Origin of the sequence: Mesorhizobium sp. C089B (assembly GCF_030323125.1) — a bacterium.
Classification (GTDB): domain Bacteria; phylum Pseudomonadota; class Alphaproteobacteria; order Rhizobiales; family Rhizobiaceae; genus Mesorhizobium.
Map to the genome: position 1 here is coordinate 3,578,424 of NZ_CP100469.1, position 18,035 is coordinate 3,596,458.

Annotated in this window: 17 protein-coding genes; 9 read left to right on the forward strand and 8 right to left on the reverse strand. The window is 64.2% G+C overall.

The window, feature by feature from the left end:
• Positions 1–21 precede the first annotated feature (21 nt).
• The 5 genes from NLY44_RS17760 (at position 22) to olsB (ending at position 6,042) form a co-directional block, all read left to right on the forward strand.
• Positions 22–879, forward strand: a complete 858-nt coding sequence (locus tag NLY44_RS17760; protein WP_023669759.1) for a TrmH family RNA methyltransferase — start codon at positions 22–24, stop codon at positions 877–879.
• Positions 876–1,364 (forward strand): signal peptidase II, encoded by a 489-nt coding sequence (lspA, locus tag NLY44_RS17765; RefSeq protein ID WP_023669760.1) that lies wholly within the window; start codon positions 876–878, stop codon positions 1,362–1,364. The genes NLY44_RS17760 and lspA overlap by 4 nt, the downstream gene beginning before the upstream one ends.
• A 105-nt stretch (positions 1,365–1,469) precedes the next feature.
• On the forward strand, positions 1,470–2,459 hold the full coding sequence (acuI, locus tag NLY44_RS17770) for an acrylyl-CoA reductase (NADPH) (protein WP_023804613.1): 990 nt from the start codon (positions 1,470–1,472) through the stop codon (positions 2,457–2,459).
• Positions 2,460–2,601: 142 nt separating this feature from the next.
• Positions 2,602–4,890, forward strand: a complete 2,289-nt coding sequence (locus NLY44_RS17775) for a response regulator (RefSeq protein ID WP_023804612.1) — start codon at positions 2,602–2,604, stop codon at positions 4,888–4,890.
• Between the two features lie 276 nt (positions 4,891–5,166).
• Positions 5,167–6,042 (forward strand): l-ornithine N(alpha)-acyltransferase, encoded by an 876-nt coding sequence (gene olsB, locus NLY44_RS17780; protein ID WP_023683057.1) that lies wholly within the window; start codon positions 5,167–5,169, stop codon positions 6,040–6,042.
• Positions 6,043–6,170: 128 nt separating this feature from the next.
• On the opposite strand, the gene NLY44_RS17785 is transcribed toward olsB, so the two are convergent.
• Positions 6,171–6,803, reverse strand: a complete 633-nt coding sequence (locus NLY44_RS17785) for a trimeric intracellular cation channel family protein (RefSeq protein ID WP_023683056.1) — start codon at positions 6,801–6,803, stop codon at positions 6,171–6,173.
• Positions 6,804–6,948: 145 nt separating this feature from the next.
• The gene (gene grpE / locus NLY44_RS17790) at positions 6,949–7,578 is read right to left on the reverse strand and encodes a nucleotide exchange factor GrpE (protein ID WP_023691975.1); all 630 of its coding nucleotides are present in this window, start codon (positions 7,576–7,578) and stop codon (positions 6,949–6,951) included.
• A gap of 259 nt (positions 7,579–7,837) precedes the next feature.
• On the opposite strand from grpE, the gene NLY44_RS17795 reads away from it, so the two are divergent.
• Both NLY44_RS17795 and NLY44_RS17800 read left to right on the forward strand, forming a co-directional pair.
• A complete protein-coding gene (locus NLY44_RS17795; protein WP_023804611.1) occupies positions 7,838–8,038 on the forward strand; it encodes a hypothetical protein in 201 nt (66 codons plus the stop codon).
• Positions 8,039–8,122: 84 nt separating this feature from the next.
• Positions 8,123–9,145 carry a fatty acid desaturase gene (locus NLY44_RS17800; RefSeq protein ID WP_023691976.1) on the forward strand — a complete coding sequence of 341 codons (1,023 nt, stop codon included), beginning with the start codon at positions 8,123–8,125 and terminating at the stop codon, positions 9,143–9,145.
• 319 nt (positions 9,146–9,464) lie between these two features.
• Here NLY44_RS17800 and NLY44_RS17805 read toward each other — a convergent pair whose 3' ends face one another.
• The 5 genes from NLY44_RS17805 to cysG form a co-directional block, all read right to left on the reverse strand.
• Entirely contained in the window at positions 9,465–9,998 is a 534-nt protein-coding gene (locus NLY44_RS17805) for a DUF934 domain-containing protein (protein ID WP_023669768.1), read from the reverse strand.
• Between the two features lie 117 nt (positions 9,999–10,115).
• Entirely contained in the window at positions 10,116–10,880 is a 765-nt protein-coding gene (locus NLY44_RS17810; protein WP_023669769.1) for a phosphoadenylyl-sulfate reductase, read from the reverse strand.
• A complete protein-coding gene (locus tag NLY44_RS17815; RefSeq protein ID WP_023683051.1) occupies positions 10,855–12,525 on the reverse strand; it encodes a nitrite/sulfite reductase in 1,671 nt (556 codons plus the stop codon). Before NLY44_RS17815 ends, NLY44_RS17810 begins: the two co-directional genes overlap by 26 nt.
• A gap of 35 nt (positions 12,526–12,560) precedes the next feature.
• A complete protein-coding gene (locus NLY44_RS17820) occupies positions 12,561–12,854 on the reverse strand; it encodes a DUF2849 domain-containing protein (RefSeq protein WP_023737532.1) in 294 nt (97 codons plus the stop codon).
• Positions 12,851–14,302 carry a siroheme synthase CysG gene (gene cysG / locus NLY44_RS17825; RefSeq protein WP_023804610.1) on the reverse strand — a complete coding sequence of 484 codons (1,452 nt, stop codon included), beginning with the start codon at positions 14,300–14,302 and terminating at the stop codon, positions 12,851–12,853. Before cysG ends, NLY44_RS17820 begins: the two co-directional genes overlap by 4 nt.
• Before the next feature lie 418 nt (positions 14,303–14,720).
• Between cysG and NLY44_RS17830 the strand changes: the two genes are divergently transcribed.
• The gene (locus tag NLY44_RS17830; RefSeq protein ID WP_023726453.1) at positions 14,721–15,170 is read left to right on the forward strand and encodes a baeRF12 domain-containing protein; all 450 of its coding nucleotides are present in this window, start codon (positions 14,721–14,723) and stop codon (positions 15,168–15,170) included.
• A gap of 187 nt (positions 15,171–15,357) precedes the next feature.
• Complete coding sequence (locus tag NLY44_RS17835) at positions 15,358–17,148, forward strand: cation:proton antiporter domain-containing protein (RefSeq protein ID WP_023726452.1); 1,791 nt, start codon at positions 15,358–15,360, stop codon at positions 17,146–17,148.
• Between the two features lie 20 nt (positions 17,149–17,168).
• Here NLY44_RS17835 and NLY44_RS17840 read toward each other — a convergent pair whose 3' ends face one another.
• Positions 17,169–17,978, reverse strand: a complete 810-nt coding sequence (locus NLY44_RS17840; RefSeq protein ID WP_023726451.1) for an AraC family transcriptional regulator — start codon at positions 17,976–17,978, stop codon at positions 17,169–17,171.
• Positions 17,979–18,035: the final 57 nt, after the last annotated feature.

An 18,035-nucleotide genomic window follows, 5' to 3' on the forward strand; every position in this document is an offset into this window, starting at 1 on the left:
CTGAATGCCCGGGAGTCCCGAATGAATGAGCGGCACGCAGGTGCGCCCGGGCAGGTCAAGGAAGTCACCAGCCTTGCCAATCCGCTGATCAAGGACATCAAGGCGCTCGCCCAGAAGAAATTCCGCGACCAGCAGAACGCCTTCATGGCCGAAGGGCTGAAGCTGGTCATCGACGCCCTCGACCTCGGCTGGTCGATCAGGACGCTGGTTTTCGCCAAGGCCGGACGCGGCAATGCGGCGGTCGAAAAGGTGGCGGCGCGCACGGTCGCAGCCGGCGGCACCGTGCTGGAAGTGTCCGAAAAAGTGCTGGTCGCCATCACCCGCCGCGACAATCCGCAAATGGTGGTCGGCGTCTTCCGGCAAAAACTGCTGCCGCTAAGAGACATCCGCGCTCACGACGGCGACGTCTGGGTGGCGCTCGACCGGGTGCGCGATCCCGGCAATCTCGGCACCGTCATCCGCACCGTCGATGCCGTCGGCGCCAAGGGCGTCATCCTGGTCGGCGAGACTACCGATCCTTTTTCTGTCGAGACCGTGCGCGCCACCATGGGCTCGATCTTCGCCGTGCCGGTGACCAAGGCGACGCCGGAAGCATTTCTGGCTTGGCGAAACAGCTTCTCGGGCCTGGTGGTCGGCACCCATCTGAAGGGTGCGGTCGACTACCGCTCGGTCGATTTCTCCCGAGGACCGGTGCTCTTGATGATGGGCAATGAGCAGCAGGGCCTGCCCGACTATCTGGCGGAAAGCTGCGACCGGCTGCTGCGGATTCCGCAGGCCGGCCGCGCCGATTCACTCAATTTGGCGGTCGCCACCGGAATCATGCTGTTCGAGATCCGGCGCGGCGCGCTGAAACTTGCCCCCGAGGACGCCACATCGTGAAATCATGGTCTCCCTATGCGCTGCTGGTGGTGGTGGCAATCGCGCTCGACCAGTGGATAAAGCATCTGATCGAGACCGGCCTCGTCTTCCAGGAAAAGCTCGACCTGGTGCCATTCCTGGCGCTGTTTCGCACCTACAATACCGGGATCGCCTTCTCGATGTTCTCGTCCTTCGGCGACACCGGCCTGGTCGTCATCGCGGTCGTGGTCGTTGCCTTCGTGCTTTATCTGGCGACGCGCACGCCCTCCGGCCATGTGCTGGCCCGCATCGGCTTTGCCCTGATCATCGGCGGCGCGATCGGCAATCTGATCGACCGCGCCGTCTACGGCCACGTCATCGACTATATATTGTTCCACACGCCGGTATGGTCCTTCGCCGTCTTCAACCTTGCCGATGCCTTCATTTCGGTCGGCGCGGCGCTGGTCGTCTTCGACGAGTTCATCGGCTGGCGGCGCGAGGCCAAGCCGCAAGGCCCAGAAGCCTGACGGCCCGACTCTTTTGACCAATTGACCTCGCCGGACGGTCGCCGCACAGTTCGGCCAGAGCCAGCCAATGCCGACCGCCAGCCTTTGCGAAGCCGAGGAGAAGAGATGCCTGAAACCTTCAAAGCCATCCTCGTTTCGCGCGACGCCGAAAAGAAGCAATCGGTCGAGATCGTCGATTTCAGCGAAGCCGATCTGATGGAAGGCGATGTAACTGTCGCGGTCGAGGCGACGACGGTCAACTACAAGGACGGGCTGGCCATCACTGGGAAAGCGCCAGTGATCCGCCGCTGGCCGCTGGTGCCGGGCATTGATTTCGCCGGAACCGTCCTCTCCTCATCGCATGCCGACTGGCGCAAGGGCGACAAGGTCATCCTCAATGGCTGGGGCGTCGGCGAGACGCATTTCGGCGCCTATGCCGGGCGCGCGCGCGTCAACGGCGACTGGCTGGTGCCGTTGCCCGACGGCATCAGCGCGCACGATGCGATGGCGGTCGGCACCGCCGGCTATACGGCCATGCTCAGCGTCATGGCGCTGGAGCGGCACGGCATCCTGCCGGATCGCGGCCCGGTGGTAGTGACGGGTGCGGCCGGCGGCGTTGGGTCGGTCGCGGTCTCGATCCTGTCCAGCCTTGGCTATCACGTCATCGCCTCGACCGGCCGCAACGCCGAAAGCCCCTATCTGATCGGCCTCGGCGCCGCCGAAGTGATTTCGCGCGAGGAACTCTCCCAGCCGGCCAAGCCGCTGGCCAAGGAGCGCTGGGCCGGCGGCATCGATGCCGTCGGCAGCCACACGCTGGCCAATGTGCTGTCGATGACCGCCTATGGCGGCGCGGTCGCCGCCTGCGGCCTGGCCGGTGGCATGGATCTGCCGTCGAGCGTCGCCCCGTTCATCCTGCGCGGCGTCTCGCTGCTCGGCATCGATTCAGTGATGGCGCCAAAGGCTGTGCGGCTGGAAGCCTGGCGCCGCATCGGCAGCGATCTTGATCTCAAGAAGCTCGCCGGCCTGTCGACGACGATCGGCTTCGACGGCATCATCACCGCCGCCCATGACATCGTCGAGGGCAAGATCAGGGGCCGCGTGGTTGTCGATATGTGAGGCTCCCGAAGCATGATCCCGAAAGGGAATCAGGTTTCGGAAAAGATCAGGCGATGCGGAAAACCGCCAAAAATGCATGACCGCTAAAATTCGAACGATCCGCCGCGCTTTTCCATAATCTCTATCTGGCAAGGAGTTCCGCATGATCGCGGAGTCCGCCAGGAAAGAGAAGAGCCGCGCCGAAAGCATCGACGGGCCGAACCCGGCGACGCCCAAGCGGCAGCATGTTGCCGCGCCGCCGCTGGCGCCGGATTTGCCGCGCCCCACGTCCGAGGGCCTGCCGTTCCTGACGGTGGTCGCCAGTGTCGTGCTGGCGGGCCTCTCCCACCTCACCGGCGCGCCGATCTTCATCACGTTCGGCCTGCTGGCTACAGGCGTTGCCGGCGTCGCCATGCACCTGCGCAACCGCCGCACCGTCCACCGCGCGACGGCCTTGCTCGACGAAACCGCCGCGCGCAGCCGCGCCGAGATCGAGACGCTGGCCGACCGCATGTGGGAGATGCAGGAGAGCGAGGAGCGTTTTCGCGGGCTGATCGATGCGCTCGGCGATCTCGTCGTCCACCGCGACCGCGACGGCCACATCGTCTATGCCAACATGGTTTTCGCCGGCCTCGTCGGAACCGATCAGCGCGACCTTGCCGGCAGGACTCTGGCCGACCTCGGCATCGATGTCGGTATCGTTCCCGACGCCGCCTTTTCGGATCACGAATGCCTGAGTTCCACCGACGTCTCCATCCGCACGCCGAACGGTCCGCGCTGGTTCTCGTGGATCGAACTGTCGGTGCGCGACAAGGATAGCGGCGCCGTCTCGCACCGGGCGATTGCCCGTGACATCACCGCCCGCAAGCGCGCCGAATCCTCGTTGATCACCGCGCGCGAGCGCGCCGAATATGCCAGCCAGGCCAAGTCGCGCTTCCTCGCCACCGTCAGCCATGAGATCCGCACGCCGATGAACGGCATCATGGGCATGGCCAAGCTACTGGCCGACACCAATCTGTCGCCCGAGCAGCGCACCTATGTCGGCGCCGTCTCGACCTCGGCCAGCGCGCTTTTGGCGCTCATCGAAGACCTGCTCGACTATTCCAAGATCGAGGCCGGCCGCTTCGACCCGGAACCGCAGCCGACATCGTTGCGTGAAATTGCCGACAACATCATCGAACTGATGGCGGCGAAAGCGTTCGCCAAGAACATCGGCCTCGGCTGTCATGTCGAGCCCGACGTGCCACAGATGATCATGGCCGATCCGGGAAGAGTCAGGCAGGTGCTGCTCAACCTGATCGGCAATGCGATCAAGTTCACCGACACCGGCGGCGTGCTGGTTTCGGTTGCACGGGCCCGCACCGAGACCAGCGACCGCATCTGCTTCACCGTCGCCGACACCGGCCCTGGCCTGCGCGAAGAGGATATGGAGCGCATCTTCGAGGAGTTCGAACAGTCCGACGGCACCTCGACCCGCACCCATGGCGGCGCCGGCCTCGGTCTGGCCATATCGAGGCGCCTGGTCGCCGCCATGGGCGGTGCCATTTCGGTGTCGAGCCGGCTTGGCGAGGGATCGGAATTCGTCTTCGAGATCCCGGCCGCAGGAGCAACCGAAGCACCGCAGAACCGGCAGAACATCCTGGCCGGCCGGCGCGCCGTGATCGTGTCGAAGAACGCCGTCGAGGCGGACGCCATCGCCCGCACCATCCGCGCCCATGGCGGCGCCGTCGACGTCGCCGCAACCGCTTCCCAGGCGACGCCCTTCGCCGAACATTGCGATGTGCTGTTGATCGACGCGGCCCTGGAGGACGGCGACGGCAGACTGCTCAAGCGCCTGCGCCAGAGTGGCTTTGCCGATTGCGAGGCGATCACGCTGATCGCGCCGACCGACCGCGGCATGCTTGGCGAATTCCGCACCAGCGGCTACGCCACCTTCTTGGCGAGGCCGGTGCGCGGCGAAACCCTGCTGCGCGTGCTGCTGACCAGTCATGCCCCTGCCTTGCCGCCGCCCAAGCCGGAAAAGACCGGCGCGTCCTCGCTTCGTGCCCATGGCGGGCGCCAGCAAGGTTTGTCGGTGCTGATCGCCGAAGACAACGACATCAACGCCATGCTTGCCCGCGCCACGCTTTTGAAGGCGGGACATCGCGTGAAAGTGGTCGGCAATGGCAAGGCCGCGGTCGAGGCGGTGACCGAAGCCGGGCTGAAAAACCGCTTCGATGTGGTGCTGATGGATCTGCACATGCCGGTCATGGACGGGCTGGACGCGATCGCCGCCATCCGCCGCCACGAGGAGGAAATGGCTGTGCCGCCGGTTCCGATCATGGTGCTTTCGGCCGACAGCCAGGAAAAGACCCGCCACACCGTGCTCGCCCATGGCGCCAGCGGCTTTGTCACCAAGCCGCTCGATCCCGACGCGCTGGTCCATGCCGTCGAGGGCCAGGTGGCCGCCTGAATTCATGTCGCTCGAAAATGGCCCCGGTTTTGAGAAGACGACATGCACAAAACAAAGACTTGAAGCGCGTCGCGTGAATCGTCCCAGCGCGACGCGCTTCAAGGTGACGCTGGCGCAATCCTCGCGTCACGTAGGTAGCCGAATGAGGGTTTTCGCCAGCCGACGAAGTATTGCCCGTCGCGCCGTATCACGGTACTGTCACAATCCTGTTGCACCTACACCGTATCCCCGTGCCAAGAGGGATGGCTCGAAGGAGAATCACTCGTGCATACAGTTATGCCGGAATGTGACACTCGGCCCAGCGCAGGCGGCGCTTTGCTCGCCGCGCGGAACGCCGATGCCGTCGCAACAGGCGCACCGCTGGGCCGTATCGGCAATCTCGAAGTGCGGCTTGCCCGCAATGAGGCCGAGATCGCCGCCGCGCAGGAAGTGCGCTACCGGGTGTTTTATGACGAGCTTGGCGCCAGGAAGGACCTGTTCCAGGCGCAGGACCGGCGCGACGCCGACCGCTTCGACCCGCTGTGCGACCATCTCCTCGTGCTGGACACTTCGATCTCCGGCCCCGAGCATCGCCGCATCGTCGGCACTTACCGCCTGCTGCGGCAAGAGATTGCGGCGACCGCCGGCGGCTTCTATTCCGAAGGCGAGTTCGAACTGACCAAGCTGATCGCCCGCCATCCCGGCCAGCGCTTCCTTGAGCTCGGCCGCTCCTGCGTGCTGCCGGAATACCGCTCGAAGCGCACCATCGAGGCGCTGTGGCAAGGCATCTGGGCCTACATCAACCACTATGAGATCGGCGTGATGACCGGTTGTGCCTCGTTCCCTGGCACGGTGCCGGCTGCGCATGCCGAGGCGCTCACCTACCTTGCCCATCACTGCCGGACCAACTCCGCCTGGGATGTGCGGGCGGTCTCCGGGCGCTATTGCTCGATGGACCTTATGCCGATCGAGGCGGTCAACGCCAAGGCGGCGATTGCGGCCATGCCGCCGTTGGTCAAGGGCTATCTGCGCGTCGGCGCCCGCATCGGCGACGGCTGCGTCATCGACCGTGAGTTCTCCACCGTCGATGTGTTCGTGGTGATGCCGGTCAAGGAAATCGGCGCCCGCTACGTCAACTATTATGGCGGGGAAGCGCAGCGCTTTGCGGCGTGAGGCAGTAGGCAGTAGGCAGTAGGCAGTAGGCAGTAGGCAGTAGTGAAGGCTGCCGCGAATTGCTGACTACCGACTATTCCCTATTCCCTATTCCCTATTCCCTATTCCCTATTCCCTAATCCCTCTCCCTACGGAATATCCTCCGGTCGCCGTCCCGGGCGGCTCTTGTAGGACGGAAAGGTCCAGCCGAATTTCAGCGCGCCGCCGCGCACCAGGAAAGCCGCGACGAAGCCGGCGATATCCGAGGCGAGCGGCGGCAGGCCGGCAAGATCGCCAAGTGTGTAGAGGCCGGCGCCCGCGAGTGCGGCGGTGACGTAGATTTCGGGCCTGAGCAGCACCGATGGCTCGCCGGCCAGCAGATCGCGCAGGATGCCGCCAAATGTGGCGGTCAACACGCCCATAACAACGGAGACGACCGGCGAGCCGGTGATGGCCAGCCCCTTGGCCGCGCCCATTACGGAAAAGGCCGCCAATCCGATGGCGTCGAGCCAGAGCAGCCATTTCCAGCGGGATTCGACGCGGTGGGCGATGAAGAAGACCAGCACCGCAACCGCCGCGCAAACCAGCACATAGCCGGAGTTGGCGACCCAAAAGACGGGCAGGTTGAGGATGACGTCGCGAAGCGTGCCGCCGCCAATGCCGGTGACGCTGGCCAGAAACAGGAAGCCGATAATGTCGAGCTGCTTGCGCGAAGCCGCCAACGCCCCGGTCGCGGCAAAGACGGCGACGCCGGCATAGTCGAGGAGGTCGATGGGTGTCAGGGACATGAGGTAGTAGGGATTGGGAATTAGGGAAAGTATGAATAACACGAAGCCGCGCGATTGATACGCCTGCCTATTCCCTATTCCCTATTCCCTATTCCCTATTCCCTATTCCCTATTCCCTATTCCCTACTGCCTACCCTACTCACGCATCCTTCTCGGCCTGCTCGTTCACCGGCCCCGGCTCGACCGGCGCTTCGGTGGCCGCGATCTTGGGGCCGCCCTTGGCGACCCCGACCATGGCCGGCCGCAGCACGCGCTCGCCGATCGAATAGCCCGGCTGCACGACCTGGACGACGGTGTTGGCCGGCACATCGGGATTGGGCACTTCGAACATCGCCTGGTGGAAATTCGGGTCGAACTTCTCACCTTCTGGCTCAAGCTTCTTCACCCCATGCCGTTCCAGCGTCGACAGCATGGCGCGCTCGGTGATCTCGACGCCGTCGATCAGCGCCTTGAAGCCGGCATCTCCGGCCGCTTTCGCCTCGGCGGGGATAGCATCGAGCGCGCGGCGCAGATTGTCCGACACCGACAGCATGTCGCGGGCGAAATTGGCCACCGCATAGGCGCGCGCATCATGCACGTCGCGGGCGGTGCGGCGGCGCAGATTCTCCATCTCGGCTGCGACGCGCAGCGCGCGGTCCTTCAGCTCCTCGTTTTCCTTCAGCAACCGCACCAGCGCTTCATAGTCGCCGTCGATGCCGCCTTGCGTGCGCTCGGCCTCGGCCGTTTCGATATCCTCGGGCGCGCGTTCGTCTTTTGTCTGGTCGCTCATCGCCATTTCCCGTCATTCGAATGGTTTGGATTTGCGCCCGATATCGAGGTTTGGCGGCCAAAAATCAAGGGGCAAGCCCAGGAGGACGCCCCACAGCAGGCAATGTTGCGGGCAGCCCGTCGGACTTGGTGCGAGGCGCAAGGACGTTCAAAATTAATTCAAACTTTACCGTAACGGCAGCCTTTGCTTGCCAATACCCCGCTATGGGGAACCATTCAAAGCTTGGAGGAGTTTTGAAACCGACACAGGATTTGAGACAATGGACCGCAATACTGCCAACAGAAGCGAAGAGCTCGCCGCCGACATCAGGCGCCAGTTCGGCACCGAGGCGACGACGCGCTTCTTGCGCACCTTGCCGGCCTTCCGCACCGAGGCCGACATTCCCGCCCGTTTCCGGGACCTGCTCGACCGGCTGGACGGCATAGAAGCCAGCATGGCCGGCGGCCAACGCCGTCAATAGCGATGCTATCGCGCGACAATTACGCGCAGTAATTTTGCGTGAGCTTTTCCTTGCGGCAGCGGGACGCCCCGCCTATGCTTCCTGATGAACATGATTTCCCCCGAGACGGCCGCCAACAGCAAGCGCGCCTGGTTGAAGATCCTGGCGCGCTACAAGAAGCCCGACCGGCGACGCAGCACTCTTGAACTCGCCATCACCCTTATTCCTTTCGTTACGCTGTGGGCGCTGTCTTCGGCAGCCTATTCCTATGGCCACTGGTGGGGCTTGATCCTGATCCTTCCCGCCGCCGGTTTTCTGGTGCGGATCTTCATGATCCAGCACGATTGCGGCCACGGCTCCTTCTTCGCCAACCGCACTGCCGACGACTGGATCGGCCGCGCGCTCGGCGTGCTGACGCTGACCCCTTACGATTGCTGGCGGCGCGCGCACGCCACCCATCACGCCAGCGCCGGCAATCTTGACGAGCGCGGCATGGGCGATATCAGGACGTTGACGGTTGCTGAATACCGGCAGCTGTCTTGGCGGGGACGCCTTGCCTATCGTCTCTACCGCCATCCCCTGGTGATGTTCGGCCTTGGCCCGATCTGGCTGTTCATCTTCGAGCAGAGGCTGCCGGTCGGCATGATGCGCGGCGGCCTGACGCCCTGGGTGTCGTCGATGACCACCAATCTCGGCATCGCGGTCGCGGCAGCGCTGCTTATCTGGCTGGTCGGCCCCGGCGCTTTCCTGATCGTCCATTTGCCGATCGTGATCCTGGCCGGATCGGCCGGAATCTGGCTGTTCTACGTCCAGCACCAGTTCGAGGAGACGGAATGGGCGAAGGACGAAGAGTGGGAATTCCAGCGTGCCGCCCTGCACGGCTCGTCCTATTATGATTTGCCGCCGGTGCTGAACTGGTTCACCGGCAATATCGGCGTCCATCACGTGCACCATCTCTCGGCCAAGGTGCCGGGCTACCGGCTGCAGGAAGTGCTGCGCGACTATCCCGAACTGCGCGGCATCGGCCGCGTCACGCTTCTCGACAGCCTGCGCTGCGTCAAGCTGGCGTTGTGGGACGAGAACCGCCGCAAGCTGATCTCGTTTCGCGAAGCGCGGGCCTTGGCCTAAAAGCAATTCCAGCAAAGTGTGAGGCGGTTTTCCGGGCTTTCGCTTGGGAATGCCGTAAGACAAAGAAAAAAACCGCCGCACCGAAGGCGCGGCGGCATCTTCCAAAAACCGGCTCAGGCAGCCTTGCGCTCCTCGCGCATCCAGACCTTGCAGCCCTGATCATGTCAGGCGCCTTTTCGGCGATCATGATGGACGGTGCATTGGTGTTGCCGCCGATGAGCGCCGATTCCTCCCTCGCGGCCGGCGGATATTTCCGTCCGGAGAGCCAGGAGAAGGCCCGATCACAGTCTTTGTAAAGACAGGCGGAATTACCGTCGCGTCAGCTGTTGCGAACGCGCCGCCAGGAGTATTTCGGCCCCTTCGGCTCCGACGCTTCGGTCGGCTGATAGTAAAGGCCCAGCCCGCCTGTGCGGCCTTCTTCGAGGCGCTTCAGCAGAACCGGGTTGGAGATCTCGAACTCGTCGAAGCCGAGGCGCAGCATATGCGGCAGCTGGTCGACGAGCACCTGGCCCGTGGCGCGGACCGCGCCCTCGAAATCGTAGCGGCTGCGCAGCAATTCGCCCTTGGAAAACGAGCGGCCGTCGCTGAAGGCCGGAAAGGCCAGCGCCACCAGCGACAGCTGGTCGAGCAGATCCACGATCTTTTCCAGCTGGTCGCCCGGCAGCAATGCGACGCCCAGCCGCTCCTTGGCCGAGCGCCGCACCTCGGCATCAAGGCCGAGAAATGCCTGCAACGGCAGGATGAAGCGGCCATTGCCCGCCAGTGCATCCGCACTTTCGGCATGTGTCCACTCGTCTTCGCGAAACCCCGTCCGGGTCCAGAGGCGGGTCTCCGCTGTGGTCTGTTCAGTCATAGAAAATTCCTAAAGCCCTAAAAATCGAAAGTCCGCGAAAGCCGGTCCACACGAAACCGGCGGCCTCCGAGCGGAAGCCGCCGTTGCAGGCCAGCCTCACCTGAATATCACCATAGCTTAAAGGGATGCGTCGGTCAGCGATACTTCCAGTCCCGACAGATGGATGCCGCACTCGGTCTTGGCATGACCGGCCCAGCGTCCGCTTCGCGCATCCTCGCCCGGCTGCACCGGCTGCGTGCATGGGAAGCAGCCGATCGACAGATAGCCGTACGCAACCAGCGGATTTTCGCGCAGCGCATGCGCGCGCATGTAGTCAGCCTGGTCGGATGTCGTCCAGTGCGCCAGCGGATTGACGCGTACGCGCGGGCCGACCGCCTCGAACACCGGCAGCGCGGCTCGCGTCGCCGCCTGGAAGCGCTTCCGGCCGGTCAGCCAGGCGCGGAAGGGGGCGACGCCGCGCGCCAGCGGCTCGACCTTGCGCACGTCGCAGCAGGCATCGGTATTGCTCTGGTGCAGATTGCCGGTCGGATCGACCCGCTCGAGCGCCGCGTCTTCGGGCTTGATCACCCTGATGTTGGTCAGCCCGAAATCGGCGACCAGCGCATCGCGATAGCCCAGCGTCTCTCCGAAATGCTTGCCGGTGTCCAGGAAGATGACCGGCAGCGTGCGGTCGACCTTGGCGATCATATGCAGCAGGACGGCGGAATCCGCGCCGAAGGACGACACGGCGGCGATCTCGTCATGAAACAATTCGCTCGCCGCGCGTTCGATGATGTCGAGCGGGCTCAGATGTCCATACAGCGCGTCGAAGCCCGCCGCTTTGGCGGCGATGCTGTCGTCGACGTCGACGATGCGGTCAAGCGGCCTTGGTTTCGCCAGCATAGAGCGCCTCCTTGAACGGCGCGGGACCGACACGGCGGTAGGCGTCGATAAAACGTTCACTGGGACCGAGCCGAAGGCCGAGATAGGTGTCGACGATCTGCTCGATGGCGTCCGTGATCTCTTCCGATGAGAAGCCGCGGCCGATGATTTCGCCAACCGAGGTGTTCTCGTCGGCCGATCCGCCAAGCGTCACCTGGTAGAGTTCGGAGCCTTTCTTCTCGACGCCGAGGATACCGATATGGCCGACATGGTGATGTCCGCAGGCATTGATGCAGCCGGAAATCTTCAGCTTCAATTCGCCGATCTCGCGCTGCCGCTCCAGCGAGGCGAAGCGAAGCGAAATCTCCTGCGCGATCGGGATCGAGCGCGCCGTCGCCAGCGCGCAATAGTCGAGGCCAGGGCACGCGATAATATCGCTGATCAGGTTGGAATTGGCCGTCGCCAGACCAATATCGACCAGCGCATCATAGACAGCCTTGAGATCGGCGCGCGCCACATGCGGCAGGATCAGGTTCTGCTCATGGCTGACGCGCAGTTCGTCGAACGCGTATTTCTCGGCGATGTCGGCGACCGCTTCCATCTGGCTGTCGGTGGCATCGCCCGGCACCTCGCCGATGCCTTTCAGCGAGATCGTCACCGCGGCATAGTCAGGATGGCGATGCGTCACGACATTCTGGTCGAGCCAATCCGAGAAGCTTTTGGAATCGAGCCGCGCCAGCTTGATCGCCGCGTCGCCTTCCGGCCGGGCGGTCAGTGCCGGCGGCGCGAAATAGGCGTCGATGGCACGGATGTCGGCTTCCGGCAGCTTCAGCTCGGCGTCCTTCAGCTCCTGCCATTCGGCCTCGACCTGGCGGGTGATTTCCTCGACGCCTGTCTCGTGGACGAGGATCTTGATGCGCGCCTTGTACTTGTTGTCGCGGCGGCCATAGAGGTTGTACACGCGCAGGATCGCCGTGCAGTAGGAAAGCAGGTCGGCTTCCGGCAGGAAGTCGCGGATCTTGCGCGCCACCATCGGCGTGCGGCCCTGGCCGCCACCGACATAGACGGCAAAGCCGAGCTCGCCGGCGGCGTTCTTCTTCAGATGCAGACCGATATCATGCGTCTGGATGGCGGCGCGGTCGCGCTCGGCCCCGGTCACCGCGATCTTGAACTTGCGCGGCAGGAACGAGAATTCCGGATGCACAGACGACCATTGCCGCAGGATCTCGGCATAGGGGCGCGGATCGGCGACCTCGTCGGCGGCGGCGCCGGCGAAATGGTCGGCGGTGACGTTGCGGATGCAATTGCCGCTGGTCTGGATGGCATGCATCTCGACGCTGGCGAGATCGGCCAGGATCGCCGGAATGTCGGACAGCGCCGGCCAGTTGAACTGGATGTTCTGGCGCGTGGTGAAGTGGCCGTAGCCCTTGTCGTATTTGCGCGCGATGTGGCCGAGCATGCGCAGTTGCGCGCTGTTCAGCGTGCCATAGGGCACCGCGATGCGCAGCATGTAGGCGTGCAGCTGCAGGTAGACGCCGTTCATCAGCCGCAGCGGCCGGAACTGATCCTCGGTGATCTCGCCGGACAGGCGGCGTTCGACCTGGTCGCTGAACTCGGCGACGCGGGCCTGGACAAAATCGTGGTCGAACTCATCGTAGCGGTACATGTTTCGTCTTTCAGGGCGCGTCCGCCCGTATTTTGTTAAGCTGCCCGCGCAGCCTGCTTGCCCAGATCTTCCCGGATGGTCGGGCCGGCGGCGCGGATCTTTTCGCGCAGCCGCACCGGCACGACGACGCCATTGACGACTTCAGCGTCGATCAGATTCACGTCGACAACCTGATTGTTGGCGTTGGCCTTGGCGCCGATTGCTTCCAGCCTGTCCTCTGCCGCTTGGTCATGGGCAAGGTCGGCATGGTCGACCGTCTCGGCCCAGCCGCCATCGGCATACCAGACGGCGATGCCGTCGGAGAGGCGGTTTGCGGTCAGTATCTTCATGGCTCGACCTCTGCGTCGGCCGCGTTGGCGGCGCCCTCATAGTTATGTGCCGCGAGCGGCTCGGAACGTTCAAAGTTGGCGCCGGCAACCGCGTCGCCGATGATGGTCATCACCGGACCGGCCAGATCGGCGCGCTCTTCCAGCGACGGCAAATCGGCCAGTGTGCCGTGGAAACGGCGGCGGTTCTGCAAGCTGGCATTCTCGACCACGGCAACCGCCGTGTCCGGCGACAGGCCGGCCTCGATCAGCCGTCCGGCGACTTCGGCGGCGACCGAGCGGCCCATATAGACGGCTACGGTGGCGCCGGAAATGGCGAGCTTGGCCCAATCCGGCAGCGAATTGCCCTTCAGATCATGGCCGGTGGTGAACACCATCGACGAGGAGACGCCGCGCAGCGTCAGCGGCAGCTCGAAATCGGCGGCGGCGGCAAAGGCGGCGGTGACCCCGGGAACGACATCATAGGCGATGCCGGCATCGCGCAGTGCGGCCATCTCCTCGCCGGCGCGGCCGAACACCAGCGGGTCGCCCGACTTCAGCCGCACGACGCGCTTGCCCTGCCTGCCGAGATCGACCAGCAGCGCATTGATCTCGGCCTGGCTCTTGGTGTGGCATCCCTTGCGTTTTCCGACCGGCAGCCGCTCGGCGTCGCGGCGGCCCATGGCGACGATCGCCTCCGGCACCAACGCGTCATAGACGATGACGTCGGCTTCCATCAAAAGCCGATGCGCGCGCAGCGTCAGAAGATCCTCAGCACCTGGCCCGGCGCCGACCAGGGCGATATGGCCCGAAGCCGGAGCCTTCGACAGCAACAGATCGGCGGCGGCGTCATGCGCCTGCGAAAGCTCGCCGGCTTCGACGGCGCGCGCCGGTGCACCCTGGAAAAAACTGCTCCAGAACTGGCGGCGGGCGTTGCCTTTCGGCAGCAGCTTTTCGGCGGCACCCCGGAACGAGGCGGCAAGCGCTGCCAGCGGCCCGAGCGACGGCGACAGCATGCGGTCGATGCGGCTGCGCAGCATCTGCGCCAGCACCGGACCCGCGCCTTCCGTGCCGATGGCGATGGCGACCGGGGCGCGGTTGACCAGCGCCGGGGTGAAGAAATCGCACAGCTCCGGCCGGTCGACGGCATTGACCGGAATGCCAAGGCGGCGCGCATCGTCGGCGACGCGGCGGTCGAGCCTCTCGTCGCCGCTGGCGGCAAACACCAGGATCGCGCCTTCGAGATGCGCGGCGTCGTAGGGGGCGTCGATACGGATGGCGCCGGTCGCGGCGATGAAGCTCAGCAATTCGGCGTCGGCAACATCGGCGATGATGCGAAGCACAGCACTTGACTGATCGAGCAGCCGCGCCTTGGCCAATGCTTCGCCTCCGCCGCCGACGATGGCCACGGCTTCGCCTTCGACCCGCATGAAGACCGGGAACGCGGTGAGCTTGGGATTGGCGTGCGGCATGACGAACAGATTCCGGAACAATTCGGCAGTTTTAGGCGCGGACGCGAAAAAGCTGAAGGAACCCACTCGCGCATCCCCTGACGGGAGGCAATCGGTTTTCCGCAAGCCAAGGGGCCAAGAGAAAAATATTCCACATCCGCATATCAGGCGGATTCAAGCTGCTGCCGCAGGCTTTGTTCTGCGGCTCTTTTATCCGGGAGCCGGCCAAGCTGCAAAATTATTTTTTCTAAATTCTACCAATCTAGTAGATTAAAGCCGTCACCTCGGACATTGCTCCGATGGACGATAGATCGGGCTTGATATGGCTGCGTGCGATCTCGGCGAACGAAGTGGAACGTTCCCGCTTCGCCACGCGTTCTGCCCCTGCCGTAACAGACAATCGTCGGCTGGATTTGAACCTTCAAACAGGAGCCCGCAAATGAGCAAGATCAACCTGAAACATGGCCTTTTGGTCATGGTGGCCGATGGCGAGAAAGCGCTGTTCCTGAAGAACGAGGGCGACAATCTCTATCCGAACCTGCAGCTCTTCCAGGAGATGAAACAGGACAATCCGGCAACGCGCGAACAAGGCAGCGACAGTCCCGGCCGCTACAATGACGGCCCCTCCGTGCATCGCAGCGCGGTTGAGGAAACCGACTGGCACCGGCAGGGCAAGGAACGCTTTGCCGAAGAGATCGCAGACCGGCTCTACAAGCTCGCCCATCACGGCATCTTCGACGACATCGTGCTGGTCGCGCCACCGCTGGTGCTCGGCACCATGCGCAAGAAACTGCACAAGGAAGTCACCGACAAGGTGCAGGCGGAGATCCCAAAGACACTGACCAACCGCCCGCTGATCGACATCGAGGCCATGCTGCACGCGGCGTGACGCTCATCGATCATTCGGTATTGGCGCGCGCAGCGGTTTTGCTGCGCGTGCCTTTCGTTTTCGGTGCCTCTGGCCACCAATTTACGTCTTGCGGGTTGCGTCGCCCGCACCCCCTCCACCATATTGAAAAAGGCGGCGGCTTCGGGCGGCGCACACCCGACATTTCCCGAAAGGCGCTCCATAGACAATGCCGCATGACACGCCCCTTATCGCCACCATCGTCGCCGGTCTGGGGCTGGCATTCATCTTCGGGGCGCTCGCCAACCGTTTTCGCATCCCGCCGCTGGTCGGCTACCTCGTCGCCGGCGTGCTGGTCGGACCGAACACGCCGGGTTTCGTCGCCGATGCCAGTCTTGCCAATGAGTTGGCCGAAATCGGCGTCATCCTGCTCATGTTCGGCGTCGGCCTGCATTTCTCCCTGAAGGATCTTCTCTCCGTCCGCGCCATCGCCGTACCCGGCGCCATCTTCCAGATCGGCTTTGCCACCGCGCTGGGCGCCGGCCTTGCCTGGATGCTCGGCTGGTCGATGGGCGCAGGCCTCGTCTTCGGCCTAGCGCTTTCCGTCGCGTCCACAGTGGTGCTGTTGCGCGCGTTGCAGGAGCGACGGCTGATCGAGACCGAGCGCGGCCGCATCGCCGTCGGCTGGCTGATCGTCGAGGACCTCGCCATGGTGCTGGCGCTGGTGCTTTTGCCGGCGTTGGCCGGCGTGCTCGGCGGCCAGCCGCAGGTCGATGACCATGCGAGCCTTTTGTCGCTGCCGGCCAGCTTCGGCATCTGGGGCGTCGTCGGCCTCACGCTGGCCAAGGTCGTCGCCTTCGTCATCGTCATGCTGGTGGTTGGCCGCCGCGTCATTCCGTGGATCCTGCATTACGTCGCCCATACCGGCTCGCGCGAACTGTTCCGGCTGGCGGTGCTGGCGATCGCGCTCGGCGTCGCCTTCGGCGCCGCCAAACTGTTCGGCGTCTCGCTGGCGCTCGGTGCCTTCTTCGCCGGCATGATCATGAGCGAATCCGAGCTCAGCCACCGCGCGGCGGAGGAATCACTGCCGCTGCGCGACGCCTTCTCGGTGCTGTTCTTCGTCTCGGTCGGCATGCTGTTCGATCCGTTCAGCCTGATGAGCAATGGCTGGCCGATCCTGGCGACGCTGGCCATCATCGTCATCGGCAAGTCGCTGGCCGCCTTCGTCATCGTCATCGCCTTCCGCTATCCGCTGGGAACCGCCTTGATGATCTCGGCCAGCCTCGCGCAGATCGGGGAGTTTTCGTTCATCCTGGCCGAGCTCGGCGTCGGGCTGAAACTGTTGCCCGAACAGGGACGCGACCTGATCCTGGCAGGCGCCATCCTGTCGATCCTGGTCAATCCGCTGATGTTCCTTGCCCTCGACTGGATGAAGCCGTGGCTGGACGCGCGCGCCGCCAAGGCAGCACCACCGGAAGAGGCCAAGCCGGTCGGCCCGGCGACGCAGCCCGGACAAGTGGCCTCGGTGGCCGCCGCGGCAAAAGAGAATGGCCCACCGCCACGCACAACGCTTTCGGGCCACACCATCCTGATCGGCTACGGCCGCGTCGGCAGCCTGGTAGGTGCGGCGCTGAAACAGGCATCGCTGCCCTTCCTGGTCATCGAGGACGCCGACAAGACGCTGGCGAGGCTGAGAGACGACGGCGCCGAAATCGTCTCCGGCAACGCGGCCAATGCAGGTGTATTCGCCGCCGCGAATCCGCAGGGCGCCAGGCGATTGATCCTTGCCATACCCAACGCCTTCGAGGCCGGGCAGATCGTACTCAGGGCACGCGCCGCCAACCCCGGCATCAACGTCATCGCGCGAGCCCATTCCGATGCCGAGGTCGAGCACCTGAAGGGGCTCGGCGCCGACACCGTCATCATGGGTGAACGCGAAATCGCCCGCGGCATTGTCGAAGAAGTGCTGGGGCCAAAGCCAATGCCGCGCCACGAAGCCATTGAACCCTCTCCGGCCTGAGGCTTGTACCGCCGATCCCATCACGCCACGAAGGCGGAGCCGCCATTTCGCGCGACGCTGGCGAGATATTTTGCCGGCGGCTTGCCAAGCGCCTTCTTGAACATTGTGATGAAGGCGGTGACGGAGCCGTAACCGAGATCGCCCGAAACCTGCTGGACACTCGCACCGGAGGCCAGCTCCCGTATGGCGACGATCAGGTGGAATTGCTGGCGCCAGCGGCCGAAGCTCAGGCCGGTCTGCTTCACGATGAGACGGGCGAGGCTGCTTTCTGAGAGCGCAACACGGTTGGCCCACTCGGCAAGCGTGCTGCGATCGGCAGGGTTCTGCGCCAACGCTTCGGCGATCCGCCGCAAGCGCGGCTCGGCGGAGATCGGCAGATGCAGCTGCTGGACCGGCATGCGCGGCAGTTCGGAGAGCAGGATCGTGGTCAGCAGCACGTCCCTCGCCTCATCCTCCTCCACGCGATCGGCCAGCTCGATGATCAGTTCGCGCAACAATGGCGAGATCGACAGCGTGCAGCAGCGGTCCGGCAGATCGGCGGCTCCCGGCTCGATATAGACGAAGAAAATCCGCGCATTGGCGGTGGCGATATTGCTGTGTCCCATGCCACCGGGAATCCACACCCCGCAATGCGGCGGCACCATCCACAGACCGCTTTGGACGCGGCAGGTGACGCCACCGCCGAGCGCGAAGACGAGCTGGCCCTTCCGATGCCAATGGGCAGCCACTTCCGCTTTGGTTTCGGTAACGTCGACGCGCACGGCAATCGCAGGTGCCTGCACATCATCGACATCGAAATTGACCCAGGGGTAGCGGAGCGGCTGTCTCATGATTGATGGCTTTTAGCGACTATTCGCCGTGATAGCTAAATTCTTTGATGCGGGGAG

Excerpts from the sequence above, each read along its gene's own strand:
- grpE (WP_023691975.1), bottom strand. The coding sequence starts at position 7,578 with ATGAGCGACCAGACAAAAGACGAACGCGCGCCCGAGGATATCGAAACG.
- acuI (WP_023804613.1), top strand. The coding sequence starts at position 1,470 with ATGCCTGAAACCTTCAAAGCCATCCTCGTTTCGCGCGACGCCGAAAAG.
- cysG (WP_023804610.1), bottom strand. The coding sequence starts at position 14,302 with ATGCCGCACGCCAATCCCAAGCTCACCGCGTTCCCGGTCTTCATGCGG.
- NLY44_RS17795 (WP_023804611.1), top strand. The coding sequence starts at position 7,838 with ATGGACCGCAATACTGCCAACAGAAGCGAAGAGCTCGCCGCCGACATC.
- NLY44_RS17810 (WP_023669769.1), bottom strand. The coding sequence starts at position 10,880 with ATGCTGGCGAAACCAAGGCCGCTTGACCGCATCGTCGACGTCGACGAC.
- NLY44_RS17840 (WP_023726451.1), bottom strand. The coding sequence starts at position 17,978 with ATGAGACAGCCGCTCCGCTACCCCTGGGTCAATTTCGATGTCGATGAT.
- NLY44_RS17805 (WP_023669768.1), bottom strand. The coding sequence starts at position 9,998 with ATGACTGAACAGACCACAGCGGAGACCCGCCTCTGGACCCGGACGGGG.
- NLY44_RS17830 (WP_023726453.1), top strand. The coding sequence starts at position 14,721 with ATGAGCAAGATCAACCTGAAACATGGCCTTTTGGTCATGGTGGCCGAT.
- olsB (WP_023683057.1), top strand. The coding sequence starts at position 5,167 with ATGCCGGAATGTGACACTCGGCCCAGCGCAGGCGGCGCTTTGCTCGCC.
- NLY44_RS17835 (WP_023726452.1), top strand. The coding sequence starts at position 15,358 with ATGCCGCATGACACGCCCCTTATCGCCACCATCGTCGCCGGTCTGGGG.
- NLY44_RS17815 (WP_023683051.1), bottom strand. The coding sequence starts at position 12,525 with ATGTACCGCTACGATGAGTTCGACCACGATTTTGTCCAGGCCCGCGTC.
- NLY44_RS17800 (WP_023691976.1), top strand. The coding sequence starts at position 8,123 with ATGAACATGATTTCCCCCGAGACGGCCGCCAACAGCAAGCGCGCCTGG.
- NLY44_RS17760 (WP_023669759.1), top strand. The coding sequence starts at position 22 with ATGAATGAGCGGCACGCAGGTGCGCCCGGGCAGGTCAAGGAAGTCACC.
- NLY44_RS17820 (WP_023737532.1), bottom strand. The coding sequence starts at position 12,854 with ATGAAGATACTGACCGCAAACCGCCTCTCCGACGGCATCGCCGTCTGG.
- NLY44_RS17775 (WP_023804612.1), top strand. The coding sequence starts at position 2,602 with ATGATCGCGGAGTCCGCCAGGAAAGAGAAGAGCCGCGCCGAAAGCATC.